This is a genomic window from Mesorhizobium kamtschaticum (assembly GCF_056174585.1).
In genome coordinates this window covers 561,544-577,751 of sequence record NZ_JBWBWI020000002.1, presented here as the reverse complement: position 1 = coordinate 577,751, position 16,208 = coordinate 561,544, and the positions used below count along the sequence as shown (strand labels likewise).

Annotated in this window: 7 protein-coding genes and 4 pseudogenes; 2 read left to right on the top strand and 9 right to left on the bottom strand. The window is 60.0% G+C overall.

The window, feature by feature from the left end; translation table 11 throughout:
• Nucleotides 1–18: 18 nt before the first annotated feature.
• The 3 genes and pseudogenes from AC0V7N_RS38510 to AC0V7N_RS38500 all read right to left on the bottom strand — a co-directional run.
• Nucleotides 19–813 (bottom strand): annotated as a pseudogene (locus tag AC0V7N_RS38510) (DPP IV N-terminal domain-containing protein); the annotation flags it as partial.
• 132 nt (nucleotides 814–945) lie between these two features.
• Nucleotides 946–1,638: an OmpW family outer membrane protein gene (locus AC0V7N_RS38505; protein WP_496628158.1), complete on the bottom strand. Its 693-nt coding sequence runs from the start codon at nucleotides 1,636–1,638 to the stop codon at nucleotides 946–948.
• Between the two features lie 187 nt (nucleotides 1,639–1,825).
• Complete coding sequence (locus AC0V7N_RS38500) at nucleotides 1,826–3,916, bottom strand: prolyl oligopeptidase family serine peptidase (RefSeq protein ID WP_496628157.1); 2,091 nt, start codon at nucleotides 3,914–3,916, stop codon at nucleotides 1,826–1,828.
• 633 nt (nucleotides 3,917–4,549) lie between these two features.
• On the opposite strand from AC0V7N_RS38500, the gene AC0V7N_RS38495 reads away from it, so the two are divergent.
• The gene (locus tag AC0V7N_RS38495; protein WP_183455267.1) at nucleotides 4,550–4,822 is read left to right on the top strand and encodes a lysozyme family protein; all 273 of its coding nucleotides are present in this window, start codon (nucleotides 4,550–4,552) and stop codon (nucleotides 4,820–4,822) included.
• A gap of 562 nt (nucleotides 4,823–5,384) precedes the next feature.
• Here the strand turns inward: AC0V7N_RS38495 and AC0V7N_RS38490 are convergent.
• The 3 genes and pseudogenes from AC0V7N_RS38490 to glyA all read right to left on the bottom strand — a co-directional run.
• Nucleotides 5,385–6,374 (bottom strand): annotated as a pseudogene (locus AC0V7N_RS38490) (adenosine kinase); the annotation flags it as partial.
• Between the two features lie 105 nt (nucleotides 6,375–6,479).
• Nucleotides 6,480–7,655: a methionine adenosyltransferase gene (metK, locus tag AC0V7N_RS38485; RefSeq protein ID WP_496628156.1), complete on the bottom strand. Its 1,176-nt coding sequence runs from the start codon at nucleotides 7,653–7,655 to the stop codon at nucleotides 6,480–6,482.
• A gap of 55 nt (nucleotides 7,656–7,710) precedes the next feature.
• A complete protein-coding gene (gene glyA, locus AC0V7N_RS38480; RefSeq protein WP_496628448.1) occupies nucleotides 7,711–9,048 on the bottom strand; it encodes a serine hydroxymethyltransferase in 1,338 nt (445 codons plus the stop codon).
• Nucleotides 9,049–10,811: 1,763 nt separating this feature from the next.
• Between glyA and AC0V7N_RS38475 the strand changes: the two are divergent.
• Nucleotides 10,812–12,440, top strand: a pseudogene (locus AC0V7N_RS38475) (IS1634 family transposase).
• Nucleotides 12,441–13,129: 689 nt separating this feature from the next.
• Here AC0V7N_RS38475 and AC0V7N_RS38470 read toward each other — a convergent pair.
• From AC0V7N_RS38470 to sctV, 3 genes and pseudogenes are all read right to left on the bottom strand, one after another.
• A pseudogene (locus tag AC0V7N_RS38470) lies at nucleotides 13,130–13,295 on the bottom strand (IS6 family transposase); the annotation flags it as partial.
• 157 nt (nucleotides 13,296–13,452) lie between these two features.
• Nucleotides 13,453–13,983 (bottom strand): tetratricopeptide repeat protein, encoded by a 531-nt coding sequence (locus AC0V7N_RS38465; protein ID WP_475461266.1) that lies wholly within the window; start codon nucleotides 13,981–13,983, stop codon nucleotides 13,453–13,455.
• Nucleotides 13,984–13,998: 15 nt separating this feature from the next.
• The gene (sctV, locus tag AC0V7N_RS38460) at nucleotides 13,999–16,104 is read right to left on the bottom strand and encodes a type III secretion system export apparatus subunit SctV (protein ID WP_496628155.1); all 2,106 of its coding nucleotides are present in this window, start codon (nucleotides 16,102–16,104) and stop codon (nucleotides 13,999–14,001) included.
• Nucleotides 16,105–16,208 lie beyond the last annotated feature (104 nt).

Sequence of the window (16,208 nt, the reverse complement as noted above, 5' to 3'; positions counted from 1 at the left end):
TGTCCGCCGCGGTTGCGGCCAAGGCCGGCGCCTGACCGAATCGACATGGTTTACCCCCCGGACCACGTACTCACCTCGGGTGATCTGGCTCTTGAGCGCGCCCGTCCGTCCATCGAACAGGTACAGGTGCTCGTGCCCGTCGCGCTCGGACACCCAGATGATCTCCTTCCCGTCATCGACATCGTGACGAAAGGTTTTTCCGGTACCTTCCTGATCCCGCCGCCAGCGGCCGGTAATCGACGGAGGTCTCACTGGTTTCATCGATCAGGCAGCGCGCGCGGCAGTGGCGGCGTCTACCTCGACGAGCCTATAGAGCTGATGCCCGCGCTGGTTATATTCGAAAGTGAAGCCGCGGCCTTCCTCCCACCATTGGAGAGAGGAAACTTCGAAAGGGTTCGAGAACAGGGCGTTGTCAATCGCGACCTGGCGCTGGCTGGCAATGTCGAACAGGTCCGACTGGGGCAGCGGAAGGACATGCCCGGCTTGGATAGACCATCGTTGAATATTCGCGCTGCAACTGGTCCGTCGACGAATTGAGGTAGGGGATCTCCCGCTTGTAGCCGGGGCGAACGCGGTAAGCCGCGAGGTGGCGCGAGTCCGGCGACCAGCTCAGTGTCGAAAAGACGTAGTAATTGCCCTCGGATCCGTCCCGGCTCAGCGCAACATCCTGCAATCGATAGAGGCGATCCATTTGCCGTCCGGCGAGACACTCCTCTGGTCGGGGTTATTCTCAGCCGGTGGCGTGTAGTCATGGCTGAGCTGCGTGTCCGGGGCCTCCACATCCCATGTTGTGCTGGTGCAGGCATAGGTCGCATATCCGACAGCTCGGACAACCTGGGTGGACGGCTGGTTGACAAAAGTGGACCGGCGGGCCGACGGCAAAAGGGCGCACGAGGCGCCCTTACTGTCAGATCGGCTGTCGGAGAGCCACCTTCGCCTTCCGTATCAGAAGCGGTAAGTGACACCTGCGCCTATCAACCATGGATCGAGCTCGGCCTTGCCCGTCAGTTTCGCCCCGGCCACGGTGACGTCGAAGTCTGGCTTCAGGAAAAGCTTCTTCACGTCGAAGTTGACGCCCCAGTGCTGATCCACCATGTAGTCGAACCCGACCTGCAGCGTGGTGCCGAACGTGTTCTTAACCTTGAGAGCATCGGCACTGCCGGCATGCTGGTTATAGAAGACCGTGTAGTTTACGCCGGCACCGACATAGGGCTTCAAAGCGCCGAAGTCGGTAAAATGATACTGCAATGTGAGCGTGGGCGGCAGCAGCCAAACCTTGCCGATGTTGCCCAGCCCGCTGATCGTTCCTTGGCCCGCGATGTCGGCATAGGTGGTGCCGAGGATAAGCTCGGCGGCGATGTTGTCCGTGAAGAAATACGAGATATCGAGTTCCGGGATCACGGTGTCCGAATAGGAAAGACCGGAGCCGGGCACCGCATTGACGTAGCCGGAATCCTTAGTGATGACCCCCAACCCACGCAGGCGGATCTGCCAAGGGCTTGGCCATTCCGTGACCGAGGCTCCTGCCTGCGGGACGCTTGCGGCTACTGGAGGCTCCGCCGCGATGGCCTGCTGTCCCACCATCATGAGGAAGGCCGCCGTTACTCCCCGCGCCCCGCCCATTCGCTTTCTCACCATGGTATTCTCTCCTTTACCTTCAGAAATGATGCACTGCACTACTAAGAACCTCCGCGGATTGAGTTATATTGACTGCGTCTCACGCTCGTTTTGCATGAGACTGTTACGACATTATTTGCGCGCTCCCGCAATCATCGACCTGTGCTCACTTTATTTGAAACGTTGCCTTTGCCTGGATTGCGCCTACCTATCGAATGCGATCGGCTTGCCAGCCGATCATGCTGCGTAGAAAGTTGGTGCCAAGACTGATGAATGCGGCCCGCTCGCGATTGTCCTTGCCGTAGCCGTGCCCGCCCGCGCTGAGCTCGTAGAAGTAAGCGGGATAGCCAAGAGCCTGCAGCTTTGCAGCCATCTTGCGCGCATGGCCCGGGTGGACGCGGTCGTCGCGCTTCGTCGTGGCGAGCAGGACAGGCGGATAAGGCTGTCCCGGCGTTGCGGCGTGATAGGCGGAGATTTCCTTCAGGAAAGCCCAATCGGCCGGCTTGTCAGGATCGCCATATTCGTCGATCCAGTTCGCGCCCGCCAGGAGCTTGGTGTAGCGGCGCATGTCGACAAGCGGAACTGTGCAGAACAGCGCGCCGAAGTGCTCAGGATAGCGGGTAAGCATGTTGGCGATCAGGAGGCCGCCATTTGAGCCGCCCTCGGCGGCAATCCGGCTCGGCCGCGTAATGCCCCTTCGCACGAGGTCGGCCGCAACGGCGGCGAAATCGTCATGGGCGAGACGCTTGCCCTGTCTGCGCCCGGCGTCGTGCCAACGGGTGCCGAACTCGCCGCCCCCACGGATGTTCGCCACCACGCACGTGCCGCCGCGTTCGAGCCACAGCTTGCCCAGCGCGGAGTTGTAGGAGGGCAGGAGCGACATGCCGAACCCGCCATAGGCGGTGAGATGAACCGGGGCATCGCCGTTCCCGTCCGCCGGACCGACCTGCGTATAGGGGATCATCTCACCATCGATCGAGACCGCCTCGTGGCGCGTGACCACCAGTGCGGATGCGTCGAAATTCTCCGGGTTGCGCTTCAGGATTAGTGAAGCGCTGAGAGGCGGCGCGGCATTGAGATCGAATAGGGAAAGCTGCGGCGGCGTGATCGGATCCTGAGCCCAGACCAAGACCTCTCCATTGGTTTCGTGACCTTCTGCGTCGAGTGACCAGAGTTGGACATTGTTCGCGCCGGGCACAGTGTCCAGGGTTCGGCGCGTCCATTCCTGGGGACCGGGGGTGAACATCTCGAATCGCGGAACGAGGTTGCTGAAGTAGGAGCTGACGAGTTTCCCCTCATTCCAGAAGAATGACTGCAAGGAACGCCTTTCGGCTGGTTCAAACAGGGTACTAAATCCGCGCTCGCCGGCCATGAAAGAGGAAAGCGAGATGCCGATCAGCGCGTCGGCGGCATAGGTAGTCCCACCAACCGTCCAGGGTTTGCGCGGCTTTACCGCCAGCCAGTCATCGAAGCCATTCCACCAGGCGTCCCGAGGAAGGTCGATCTCAACCTTCGGCCCGCTTCTATCGCCAATGCGGACTATCTTCTCGAAGTAGGCCGGCTTTTCGATAAACCAAAGGCGTTCGCTCTCGGTGGTGCGGTCCAGATGGCCAGACACGCCGAGGGTTTCGGAACCGGTCTCGAAGATTACCGGCGCGGCGAGGGCATCAGCGCCACGCTTCCACAACCGCACGGTGCGCGCGTAGCCGGAGCGGGTGGCCATGCCATCACCAATCGCACTGGAAAGCAGAAGCGTGTCAGGGTCGAGCCAATCAATGCCGCCCTTGGCATCCGGGAGATTGAAACCGTCGGTGACTAAGCTCAGAGTCCCTAGATCGAATTCGCGATGCACGACCGCATCGCTGCCGCCGCGCGACAGGCGCAGAACGGCTCTTTCCCGTTTCTCCGGCTCGATCGACGCGCCGCCCCAGATCCAGTCCTCTCCGTCTCTCGCGGCGAGGGCATCCAGATCGAGCAGTAGCTCCCACTGGGGATCCGCCGTCATGTAGGCGGCAAGGGTGGTCCGGCGCCACAGTCCGCGCGGATTTCCGGCATCTTGCCAGAAATTGTAGAGGTACTGACCGCGGCGCGTGATCAGGGGAATCTTGTCGGGACGGTCGAAAATCGCTGCCAGGGTCGCGCGGTCGCGCTCGAACCGCGTTCCACCGAAGTGCTCCAGGGTCCTTGCCGACTGGCTGGCGGCCCAAGCAAGTGCCCGTTCGCCTTCCACATCTTCGAGCCAAAGGTAGGGATCATCGTCGGGAGCGTTCAGTGTGGGGCGGAAATCGAATTCGGTCATGTCGGGATAACCAGAGGAATGAAGGCGCAATGGCTTTCGTGGGCTCGGGAACGCTCAGTGTTCGCGGCGGCGACCGCATGTTCGAAAAGCGTAATCATCAGGTGGGTTCTTCTCAGTCGGTGGGGCGTCGCAGTGCTTTTGCGCATAGGGTTGCATCTGTCGTGCCAACTGGGAAAATCGTTTCAGAGCAATGCGATCACGCTGATGGCGCTGTGTCTCATGTCCGACATCGTCGGAAATCCGACAACGAGTGGGTAACGCCTGATCGGTCTCCTGCGCGAGCTCGTTGGGCATTGCGGAAGACTCAAGCAGTGAGGCTCATCGTGAACTTGGTTGGACGCGACGTCTTGGTTTAAGACGAGCAACTCATCGTCAACTGCATTGCCCACGCCGTCATCCCCGCCGGCATGGCTGGTGGACCGCTGACACCGCCAGCGTACCATCCAGAACTCCAGCACGATCGCCTGGCGCGGCTCGTCGGCTGCCGCTCCTGTCTCAAACCTTGATTATGAGCTACCTATGCTCTACGCTGCCCTATTCAGCCGCACGGCGATCCAGGTTTGGCGCCGGAGATCGTCGCGAGTTCATTGAGCCCGATCCGCTTGCCATTACCTTTGATCCGGCAATCGGGTCATGCTGGTTCCCCCCGGACAACCACACCTTGATCAAGCCATCGCTTTGTCCGGGCAGTATATCGGCACGGCCGTCATGCGCGTCCCTGCCACGCGGTATTCGGATGGGGTAGGTGCTTCCTTGGAGCTGAAGCCCGACCTGGCGGACGCCTGCGCCAACATCCGTATGGCATGGAGCTTTCGGCAAGGCTACGGCATCAACACAGATGGTACGGCAATACGATCGATGAGGCCTCGACGGGAAAAGACGGCGGAGGGAGCAACGAGGCGATGATAGGCAGCCGTTGCGGTCGACATGCGCGACGAATTCTTGAAGGGGGCGCCGAGATCTGTCTCGTACGATCCGCTTATGAGGGAGTCATGCGCAGCACTTGCCCATTTGAGACCCGCGGTCGAGAAGGCGCAAAGGGCTAAGGCGGGCTAGCTGAAGGGCGTAGCGCCGAGACGCAGCTATCTCGCGAACTGCCCTGTGTCGGTCCTAACTATTCAAAAAGGAAGAACAGGTCGACCGCGAGGGATCGGTGCGCGATTTCTGTGGGTGTTTTAAACCGCCCGGCCAGAATCTGGCACGGTGGTGCCAAAGGAGAACTGAAGCACGGCTCCGGCGCCAAGGTTTCGCTTTGCCCAGCAGCAACTCTCTGCCTAAATCCGATTGAGACGAGGCTTGGCTCTGCCGCCGCGAAGACACGATGGAACCCAGATATTATCCCTCTGCTGATCTGGACGCAGACGGAAAGCCGCCGCCTATCGGGGATCGTGGGGTTTCAATTTACCCGCGGTCCCTGGACAGCCTTCTCAACGGGAAGGCGAGAGCCAGCGATTGGAACGTGCGGATGGACGAGTCCCGCCTGCTCGGCCTCGCGGCGCAGGTTCTGGCGCGGGCGCGGGCCGATCTGCTGGATCACCAATCCGGCGGCCAGTGAGCCAAGATCGCCGCAGGTCTTGAGGTCGCGGCCTTGCGTGTAGCCATGCAGGAAACCGGCGGCATAGAGGTCGCCGGCGCCTGTCGTGTCGACCAGTTCCTTGATCGTGGTCGCCTGGATGACCACGGTCTCGTCGCCGCGCACGATGACCGAGCCCTTTTCCGAGCGGGTGACGGCGGCGATCTTGCAATCCTTGCGGATCTGCGCCAGCGCCTCGTCGAACGACGATGTCTGGTAGAGCGACTTGATCTCGTGGCTGTTGGCAAAGACGATGTCGACGGTGCCCGAACGCATCAGGTCGAGGAACTCGTCGCGGTAGCGGTCGACGCAGAACGAATCCGAAAGCGTCATCGACACCTCGCGGCCCGCTGCGTGCGCCAGCCTCGCTGTCTGCCGGATCGCTTCCTTGGCACGCGGAGGATCCCACAAATAGCCCTCGAAATAGGTGACCTTGGCGCCGGAAGCCTTATCGGCCTCGACATCTTCCGGCCCGAGCTCAACGCAGGCGCCGAGATAGGTGTTCATAGAGCGTTCGCCGTCGGGGGTGACGAAGATCATCGAGCGCGCCGTCGGCGGCAGGCCCTTGAGCGGCCTGGTGTCGAAGGCGACGCCCTGCGCATGGATGTCGTGGGCGTAGATTTCGCCGAGCGCATCGTTGGAAACCTTACCGAAGAAGGCCGCACGACCGCCGAAGCTGGCGACGCCGGCCGCCGTGTTGCCGGCGCTGCCGCCGGAGGCCTCGATCGCCGGGCCCATGCGGCTGTAGAGCAATTCGGCGCGCTGGGTGTCGATGAGGTTCATCGCGCCCTTGATGATGCCGTTGGTCTCGAGGAATTCCTCGTCGCACTGGGCGATGATGTCGACAATGGCATTGCCGATGCAAAGCACGTCATATTCCGGCATCAAAGTCTCCGCTTAACGGTCGCTGGCCTTCTGCCATGCCGGCCGGGCGCGGGTCTCGGGAGTTGGAATGGGTTGCCGCATGTAGCTGGATCCAACATCGGCGCCTCACGCAGCTGCCGGTCCTGCCTCACGCAGCAAGTCGTCAGCTCTGTCCGTCTTCTCCCATGTGAACTCAGGCTCTTCACGGCCGAAGTGTCCGTATGTCGCGGTCTTGCGGTAAATCGGGCGCAAGAGATCAAGCATCTTGATGATGCCTTTCGGTCGGAGATCGAAAAGATCGAGAATAAGGTGCTCGATCTTTTTTTCCTCGATCTTTGCGGTCCCGAAAGTGTTGACGAGGATGGACACCGGGGCAGCCACGCCGATTGCGTAGGCAAGCTGAACCTCGCAGACCTCCGCAAGGCCGCTGGCAACGACATTCTTTGCGACGTACCGCGCGGCATAGGCGGCCGAGCGGTCAACCTTGGATGGGTCCTTGCCCGAAAAGGCGCCGCCGCCGTGACGACCCATCCCACCGTAGGAATCGACGATGATCTTGCGTCCGGTGAGCCCGCAGTCGCCGCGTGGCCCACCGACCACGAACCGGCCGGTTGGATTGACCAGGAACCTGATCCCCGTCGTGTCCAAGTTGGGAGGCAGGACCGGCTTTATGATCTCCTCGATGACGCCTTCGCGGACCGTTTCTTGTGAGACTTCCTCCGCATGCTGCGTCGACAGGACTATGGTATCCATCGCCACCGGGCGCAAACCTTCATAGCGGACGGACACTTGAGATTTTACGTCCGGGCGCAGCCAGCCAAGCTGTCCCGCCTTCCGCACCTCCGCCTGCCTTTTTGTCAGACTGTGGGCGAGTTGGATCGGCAAAGGCATGAGTGTATCGGTCTCGCTGCATGCGAAGCCAAACATGAGGCCCTGGTCCCCCGCTCCCTGGTCGAGATCCTGCCCTCGTCCCTCGTCAACGCCCTGGCTAATGTCGGGCGACTGCTCGGTGAGAGCCAGAACGACGGCGCAACGGCGACCATCAAAGCCGATGGCATCGTCATCGTATCCAATATCGAGTATCGTCTCGCGGGCAACTTGGCTGTAATCGACCTGCGCATCGCTAGTGATCTCGCCAGCCAGAACGACCATCCCTGTTTTCACCAACGCTTCGCACGCGACGCGCGCCTTCGGATCGGTGCGGAGGATCGCATCCAGGATGGCATCCGAGATGTTGTCGGCCATCTTATCCGGGTGTCCCGCGCCGACGGATTCGGAAGAGAATACGAACTGCCTGGTCATTGAATGTCCTCGCTTCAGATGTTGGAGTTAGGTGGCAACCTTCGATTTGCCCGCCTTACCTGTCGGTGATGCCAGGGACCTCGAACGCAGCGCAGAAGTCGGCGACCTCTCTCCGCACCCTGGCATGGACATCCGGATCATTGGGCTGGCGGCAGACCAGGTCGATGAAGGCGGCAATCTGCACCATTTCCGCCTCGCGCATGCCCATGGACGTCATTGCTGGCGACCCCAGGCGAATTCCGCTTGTGACCGCCGGATGGCGCGGGTCGCCCGGCACCATGTTAAAATTCGTAATGATGCCTGCCTTTGCCAATCGCTCCGCATAGGCTTTGCCTGACAGTGGTCGATCGCGCAGATCAAGGATCAGCATGTGATTGTCAGTCCCCCCGGTGACCAGGTCATACCCTCGCTCCAGAAGCGCCTGGGCCAGCGCCTTGGCATTCTTGACGATCTGCTGACCGTAGACACGGAAGGACGGGTTCGCGGCTTCCTGCAAAGTGACAGCTAGAGCGGCGATGATATTCATATGCGGTCCGCCCTGCAGGAGAGGGAACACCGCACGGTCTATACGTTTGGCGAGATTGTGTTTGCTTTTCGGATGATAGAGCGCCTGGTAGCGATCTTCATTCCTTGACAAAATGAAGCCCCCGCGGGGACCGCGGATTGACTTGTGAGACGTGCTGCTGACGACGTCGCAATGGCCGACGGGGTTCGGGTGCGCTCCTGCGACAATCAGGCCACTGATGTGTGCGATGTCGGCCACCAGATAGGAGTTCACCTCCGAAGCGATTTCGGCCATTGCCGCATAGTCAAAAACACGCGGATAAGCCGTTCCGCCGACCCAAATGAGTTTCGGCCGTTCCCGCTTGGCCGTCTCGCGCAAGCGGTGATAGTCAATCTGCTGCGTCTTTTCGTGCAGCCCATAGGGGACGCGTTTGTAATCAGCGCCGGAGAAGTTGACGGCCCATCCATGTGTCAGATGACCCCCACCGGGGAGAGACAAGCCCATCACCTTGTCGCCCGGGCTCAAAAGCGCGCGATAGACAGCCTGATTGGCCGGCGAGCCGGAATAAGGCTGGACGTTGGCGTGTTCGCTGCCAAATAGTGTTTTCAAGCGCTCAATGGCGAGGTTCTCAAGCTCATCGACGATCTCGTTTCCCGCGTAGTAGCGCGCACCGGGGTATCCCTCGGCGTACTTGTTCGTGAAAATCGAGCCGGTCGCTTCCAGCACGGCCGAAGAGGCGAAGTTCTCAGAAGCGATCAGTTTGAGCGTCGTGCGCTCCTGCCGCTCCTGTCTTAGAAGCAGTTCGTGAACGCGGCAATCGACCGCGGCCAAGGGAGACCGTCCGTAGGTGTCGGGCTGCGCGATGGCGCCGTCGGCGGAGTTGTCCATGATAGTTTCGCGCTCCGCTTTTTTGGGTTGGTCTGTCTCGACGATTAAGCAGGAGGTCCCCTTCGCCCGAGCGTCTTGCATCGTCGCTTCGAGGCGTTGTAGGTCTCGTTTATGATGGCCATGGTTGGGGGGCAGGAGATCGACCAAGAATTGAACCAGCCCGCCGTCCTTGCCTCCTGCTTTCAGATAGTAGGACCGACGTTGATCGTCGCACCAAAGAAAATCGGCTCTGGCGAGCAGCCTAAGGTGTCGCAGAACGTGCTCGCGACGCAGGCCCATAATCTCGGCCAGCTGGCAGACAGTTAGGTCTGCATGCGCGCAAAGGCCCAGGATTCGAAGGCGATCAAGATGCGCTGCCGTCCGCAGACGTCTGACCAGTGTCATCATCGGTCAGCACCAATCCGGGTAGCATAAGCAAACATTTCCACTTCCATCTCCTTCAACCAGGATGAGATCTCTTCTTGGCATTCGCTCAATCGAAGACTAAATGCTGCGCCGCGGCCGGACATATGAAACAAGTCAGGGTTTTTCCGCCAGGGACTTGGATGTTGTGGCGAGCGTATCATTGCCGACAATTTTTTGCGCTAAGTCTCTGTAAATTTCGTTGAAGGATATATTTCAACCACAGAAAATGGACATTGCGATATGCTGGTCAGGCAGTGAGGCCGGCGAACTGCTTGGCCAGGCAGGTATGCGGAATCAAACGTCTACCTCGTCTGTCGTTTTTGCACGACTGGATCAGTGTTTTTGGAAGCGCCGGCCGGTAAACCTTTCGACGCCGTCCTTAGCCCGGCCAGTAGGGGACGCCGCGCTGTTTGCGAAACGTCCTGTCACGTTGAGGGAGTGTCTGTTGGGATTGGTGACAATGTGACACGGTTTCGCCACAATTTAGCCGCGCCGATGCCCCAATGTTTGACGAGATACGCGGCGTTGCCTGAGACGGTTCGGTCCGGCACCGGCTCGTAGCCCCCGCCCACGGGTCAGCGTCGGATCGAACCTCGGCTTTCCTGGAAAATGAAACTACTCCCCAGAATAGCCCTCCCGAAATTGCAGAGGCTTCTTCTGGAGATAATTCGGTCAAACCGTAAGCTGACATATCCGCCCTCATTGTTGTCTCCTTTCTAGAGCTCAAATAGGACGATGAATCCGTGATGCCGGTCCGCGGCAGGTGCCGCCGCACAATGAGAACCTCAAGAGTCATGCCAACCCGCGCAGGAAGCGCCTCAGAACAACCGTTCCGAATGTCTATTCAATGGCTCAACTGAGAGTGCGGCGGCACGCCGACTGAAACATCACCCTGTTTGGGACGCGACAAACCCGACAACACGGAGCGCGAGGTGCGAGAACGGCAACGAGTAAATTGTGCAATCGGGCGAGCCGCTGACGCTTGTGCTGAACCGCGCGGCCCGCGAAGTCAGTCTGTCGTCCGGATGCTCGACCGCAGTTGCCCCCGCCCAGAGGGCCAAATCACCGCGGCCCTCATTGGCCTTCGACGACCTTCGACTCGTCGGCTTCTCGAAAGCGCCAGTTGTCAGAGCAATGAGGAAATTCATGGCAGGGTGGCAATTTGCGACCCTTGATCAACCAGAGGGGCCATAACCCGACTTGAACAGTTGGAGGTGAACGGATGGCGAACGCTGTCCGTTAAGCTGTTGAATTCACTCGCCTCGAGTTTTCGGCGCGAAAATGTGTGGTAACAACATTTGATCTGCTAGCCGCATGTTGTATGGATTTTAAGGCATTTATTCGCTAACAACGCTGGCATGTTTGTCGTTGAGAGAGTCGCGCGCGCCACCGCTATCTTTACCTCGTGGAAAGTGTCCGCGACGGCAAAACCGTTCGCCAGCGCACGATAAAGGCGCTGGGCCGCAAGGATGCGCTGGTTGCCAGCGGCGAACTTGACAGATTGGCGGCCTCGATTGCGCGCCATGGCGAACGCAGCCTCATCCTGTCCGACATTGACGCGGGGCGAATTGCCTCTCGCCGCATCGGCGGTCCGCTGTTGTTCGGGCGGCTGTGGGAGCGGCTCGGGATCGGCGAGGTGCTGGAAGAGGTGCTGGAAGGGCGCCAGTTCGGCTTTGCGGTGGAACGGGCGGTGTTCGTTGGCACGCTGCATCGGCTGTTCGTCTCGGGCTCGGACCGCGACTGCGCGAACTGGATGGCCGATTATGGTATCGAGGGCGCCGAGGGTCTGGCGCTCCATCACTTTTACCGGGCAATGGCGTGGCTGGGCGAGGAACTCGGCGAAAAGGCGCAAGGCGCGCTGGTGGCGCGCTGCGTGAAGAGACGCGATCGAGGAAAAGCTCTTCGCGCGCCGGCAGGACCTGTTCACCGACCTCAGCCTTGTATTCATGGACACAACCTCGTTGTCCTTCCATGGCGCGGGCGGCGAGACGCTGGGCAAGCGCGGGCATTCCAAGGACTTCCGCCCCGATCTGGCGCAAATGATCCTGGCGCTGGTCGTTGATGCCGAGGGCCGGCCGATCTGCACCGAGATGGTGCCCGGCAACACCGCTGACGTGACCGTCCTGTTGCCGGTGGTCGATCGGCTGCGAACGCGCTTCGGCGTCACACGCGCCTGCGTTGTCGCCGATCGCGGCATGATCAGCGCCGATACCATCGCCGCGCTCGAAAAGCTGGGCATGGAATACATTCTGGGGGCCCGCGAACGCTCGAGCAGCGTGATCCACAACGTCGTGCTCAATGACGCGGCACCGATGGTTCCGCTCGTTCTCGAGCGCCAGCGCGGTGAAACTCAGTTGTGGGTCAAAGAGGTCAAGGTCGGTAAAGACCGCTACATTGTCAGCCGCAATGACGCCGAGGCCGAGAAGGACAAGGCCGACCGCCAGGCGATCATCGCCGGCCTCGAGGCACAGCTCAAGAAGGGCGACAAGGCACTGGTCGGCAACTCGGCCTACCGGCGTTACCTCAAGGCCAGCGGCAAGAACTTCAAGATCGATGTCGGCAAGCTTGCCGAGGAAGCCCGGTACGACGGCATCACCGTGGTGCGGACCAACGCGAAGGTGACCCCGCTCCAGGCCGTGCTGCGGTATCGCGATTTGCTCGAGGTCGAGAGCCTGTTCCGCGCCGCCAAGGCAACCTTCAATACCCGGCCGATCTTCCACCAATCCGATGCCGCCATCCGCGGGCATGTGTTCTGCTCGTTCCTGGGGCTCGTACTCAGCAAGGAACTGTACCGCCTCTGCCGGGCCAAAGGCCTGACGCCCGAATGGCAGCCGCTTCTACGCGATCTCGACCGCCTCCAGGAAGCCACCATCGAAAAGGATGGTCGCATCGTCACCACCAGAACCCACGTTACGGGCCAAGTGGGCAACGTCTTCAAGGCATCTGGCATCGCTCTGCCACACAACCTCGACGAACAACTCGCCTGAGATCATCCCCAAAATGTAGTGGTAACACGCGCCGGCGCGCGCCTAACGTGCTGATATAATAACATATTCTTACAGGCGGTGTTTAAGTGGGGCATAACAGTGTCGGCTGTGAGTCCTGCCGGAACGCACACGCCAGACAGTGACCCACGCAGGGCTGCCGGATCCGCTCCCCCGGAGTGCGCCACCGAACCGGTGGATCTCGGTTCCGGCGGCGACAGGCGTGCCATCTCGACGGCCGCCACCTCGTTGGCCTCAAGCCCCCCATCTGACCTGCTACCACCACGCGACAAGCGCCCCCGCCATGGAAGAGATCGTCTCGACATCAGGTGCAGTTCCGGCATCCCGCTCGAACACATGCGGTGCTCGCCTCAGCGCCATCGCTTCTCGCGTGCACGCCTCGTGAGGCTAGCAAAGGGGATGGAATGTGCCCGACGGCTCGGCCGCAGCATGCAGGATCAGGAACGACCATGGTTGCCGCGCCCGCGATCGTGCCAGTGCACTCCGCTCGACTTCCCGGAGTGCAACGTCTCTGTTTCGAGAGCTTGCCAAGATAGCGCTTGTGCGCGCCATGTCGCATCATAGATGCGCCCCGCATAACCACCAGGGCGGGGACGCCGCAGCAGATTGCCGCTTCGATGCAAGAGCCGCCGCCCCGCGCTGCAATACCGTCTCAAATACTTTGTCGATCATCGCCTGCTCAGTCGTCGAATGTACTCGATCCGGAACTTCCTGACCCAACGACGGATTGTCTCGTAGGGGACCACAATGCCGCGCTCCAGCAGCATTTCGTCAACCAGACCCAAGCTCAGCGGAAATCGGAATAAAGCCGGACGCGTGAGCAATGACCTCGGGCGGCGGTGGCGATTGTAGCTAACGGGCGATCCGTTCATACCGTCGCCCTATGCCCGAAAAGCTGACCGCCAGTTAACGTAATACCGCCTGCATACCTGCTGTGTCTGCTTGTGTAGGTCCAATGCCGTCACAGCTCGCGTACAGCGCTCCCGCTATGCCTCTATCGCGATGGTGCCAACGCACTCCGTTTGGACTTCCCGTCAAACGCTAGCGACAAGTCGAGATTATGGTGCAACATCTGATTCTCTGGCTCTGCTTCGAGAGCTTGGCGGTATAGCGCTTGTGCCGCGTCATGCCGCCCCTCGTTATCCAAGACAACTCCCTTCGCATTCAATGCACGCAAATTTCCTGGGACGGCAACTAAGACGCTGTCGAGTACCTGAAGCGCCTCATGCGCGCGTTCCTGCGCCAGCAAGGCCTTCGTAAGACGGATTGCCGCATCGACATTGTCCGGATGCTGCTTCAGATCATCCCGCAAAGCCTGCACTTGAGAATCCTGACTGACTGCGCGCCAAATGCGTTCGCGCATAGCCGGATCGATGTTATTGGCGCCCAGCAACTCTGGTGGCGATGTCTCCTTCACTGAAAGACCCGGCTTATTCCAGCTAGTGCAACCCGCGAGAGGCAGAATGGCGAGCACTGCGAAGAGAACTGAGTACGGCGCAGCGACTGCATTCTCATGTGAATTCATGCTTGGTTTTCCCTATCATCGAGCGCTTTGACTGTCAGTTGGCGGCAACGCCGATATTGCGCGGTTTCCGTGACGTTCCAATATTGGTTCCAGTCGGAGCTTGATCGATCCGGCGGGCTGAATCGTGAAGTCGGAGGCGAGATCCTGATAAGACAGAACAGCAAGATCGATCCCGTTTCGGCTTAGAAAACCGCGGACGAAACGCCGGACATCCATTGAAGTCAATACGACAGGGAGGGTCTGATCCGGTGCTGCGCTGGAAAGGATCTGACGCACCTGTGACAGCAGCGCTTCGCTTTGCCGATCCTCTAACACGAGATATGGGCCTGCAGCCGAATCCCGAACGGCGCTGCGCATGAAATCCTCAGTCTCACGTTCGATAACGAAGGCGGGCACGATTCCGTGTGTGGCATAGCGGTGACAGATCTGCCGCTTCATGCCAGAACGGACGTATTCCGTGAGCAGTGCGACGTTTTGCTCACGTTCGCTCCATTCGGCCAATGCCTCCAAGACGAGTCGGGTATTGCGGATGGGGATACCTTCATCCAGCAGGCGGCGCAGCACTTCGGCAATCCGAGGGATTGGCGTGGTGCGCAGCACCTCCTTCACCAGATCAGCGTATTCCTGCTCCATGCGACCCAGCAAATGGCGGGTTTCTTGGATGCCCACCAAGCGCGGTGCATAGCGGGTCAAGGTCGCATGGATACGCAACGCGAGGCGTTCGCTGGGACGGTGATGCCCGATGCCGGCGGCATTGAGAGCCGGCGCATGGCTTTGTTCAACCCAGATTTTGTCCATTTCTGGATCATGCCGAAATGGGATGCCGCTCGATTCAATGCTCGCCAGATCGTCTGTAAGGGTGAGCTGTGTCGGATTAATCAAATCCTGTTCGACTGGCACGCCCTCGACATCTATCCTGAATTGCGACTCGGGCAGCTGCTGGTCGACCGCGACTGGGATGCGCGGAACGACAATGCCGAGATCGGCTGAGACTAGTTGCGAAACGCGTGCAATGTGCTGTTGCAATTCAACTTGGTCGATCGCATGCGTAAGGCTCGGCGCAAGGAAGAAGGCGATCGGACATGCCTCTGCAGGGACGGTTTCCTTCTCTACTGGCGCTGCAGTTGCAGCATCGACCTTGCCGGCGCCCGGCACATCACCCTTGACAATGCTTGCCGCGGCGAAGACTGCGGCCAAGATCAGAAAGACGGGCAGGGGGAAACCAGGAACGAACCCCATCACAACCAAGACGCAGGCCGCCAGCCGCAATGCTCGCTTACTGGCGGTGAGTTGCTTGACTATGTCCGTACCAAGGTTGGAACTTGCAGCCCCAGTTACGCGAGTGACGATGGTCGCCGCCGTAATTGAGAGCAGCAGGGCCGGAATCTGCGAGATCAACGCATCACCTATCGTCAGCAGAGTATAGTGATGCAGCACCTCGCCGAACGACATGCCCTTCGAGAGCAGGCCGATCGAAATCCCACCCAGCATGTTGATGAAGATAACCACCAGCCCGGCAATGGCGTCGCCCTTCACAAATTTCATCGCGCCATCCATCGCCCCATAAAGTTGGCTTTCCCTCTCCAATGTGGCGCGCCGCCTGCGCGATTCGTTGGCATCGATGTGGCCGTTGCGTAACTCTGCGTCGACCGCCATTTGCTTGCCCGGCAGAGCGTCGAGCGTGAAGCGCGCCGCCACTTCTGCGACACGTTCGGCGCCCTTCGCGAGGACCATGAATTGCACCATGGTCACGACCAGAAATATGACAAACCCTACGACGATATTGCCTGAGATTACGAAATCGCCGAAGGTGTGGATGATGCTACCTGCCTCCCCCTCGGCCAGGATCAGTCGCGTCGTTGCGATGGTGAGCGCCAGACGGAATACCGTGGATATCAAAATGACGCCGGGCAACGACGAGAAATCGAGTGGCGTGCTGACATACAGGGCGACCAATAGCAGCAGTATGGCCAATCCCATATTGAATCCGATCAGCGTGTCGATCACCATGATCGGGATTGGCATGACCATCATAGCTACGGCTAGAAGCAGCATCAACGCGACCATTAAGTCCGGGTTGGCCGGCGCACGCTCGATGAAGTTACGCAAAACGTTGGCCATCCGAGGCCCCTCTATGATGGTTTGAGAATTGCTCTGCTGCTACGCAGCTTTCGAAGACCCATCAGAGGGCATCGCTTGCGCTTGAGAACGAGAGGCAGGCACGA

Coding starts and splice junctions, on each gene's coding strand:
- metK (WP_496628156.1), bottom strand. CDS start 7,655: ATGACCAGGCAGTTCGTATTCTCTTCCGAATCCGTCGGCGCGGGACAC.
- AC0V7N_RS38500 (WP_496628157.1), bottom strand. CDS start 3,916: ATGACCGAATTCGATTTCCGCCCCACACTGAACGCTCCCGACGATGAT.
- AC0V7N_RS38495 (WP_183455267.1), top strand. CDS start 4,550: ATGCTGGTTCCCCCCGGACAACCACACCTTGATCAAGCCATCGCTTTG.
- AC0V7N_RS38505 (WP_496628158.1), bottom strand. CDS start 1,638: ATGGTGAGAAAGCGAATGGGCGGGGCGCGGGGAGTAACGGCGGCCTTC.
- glyA (WP_496628448.1), bottom strand. CDS start 9,048: ATGGACAACTCCGCCGACGGCGCCATCGCGCAGCCCGACACCTACGGA.
- AC0V7N_RS38465 (WP_475461266.1), bottom strand. CDS start 13,983: ATGAATTCACATGAGAATGCAGTCGCTGCGCCGTACTCAGTTCTCTTC.
- sctV (WP_496628155.1), bottom strand. CDS start 16,104: ATGGCCAACGTTTTGCGTAACTTCATCGAGCGTGCGCCGGCCAACCCG.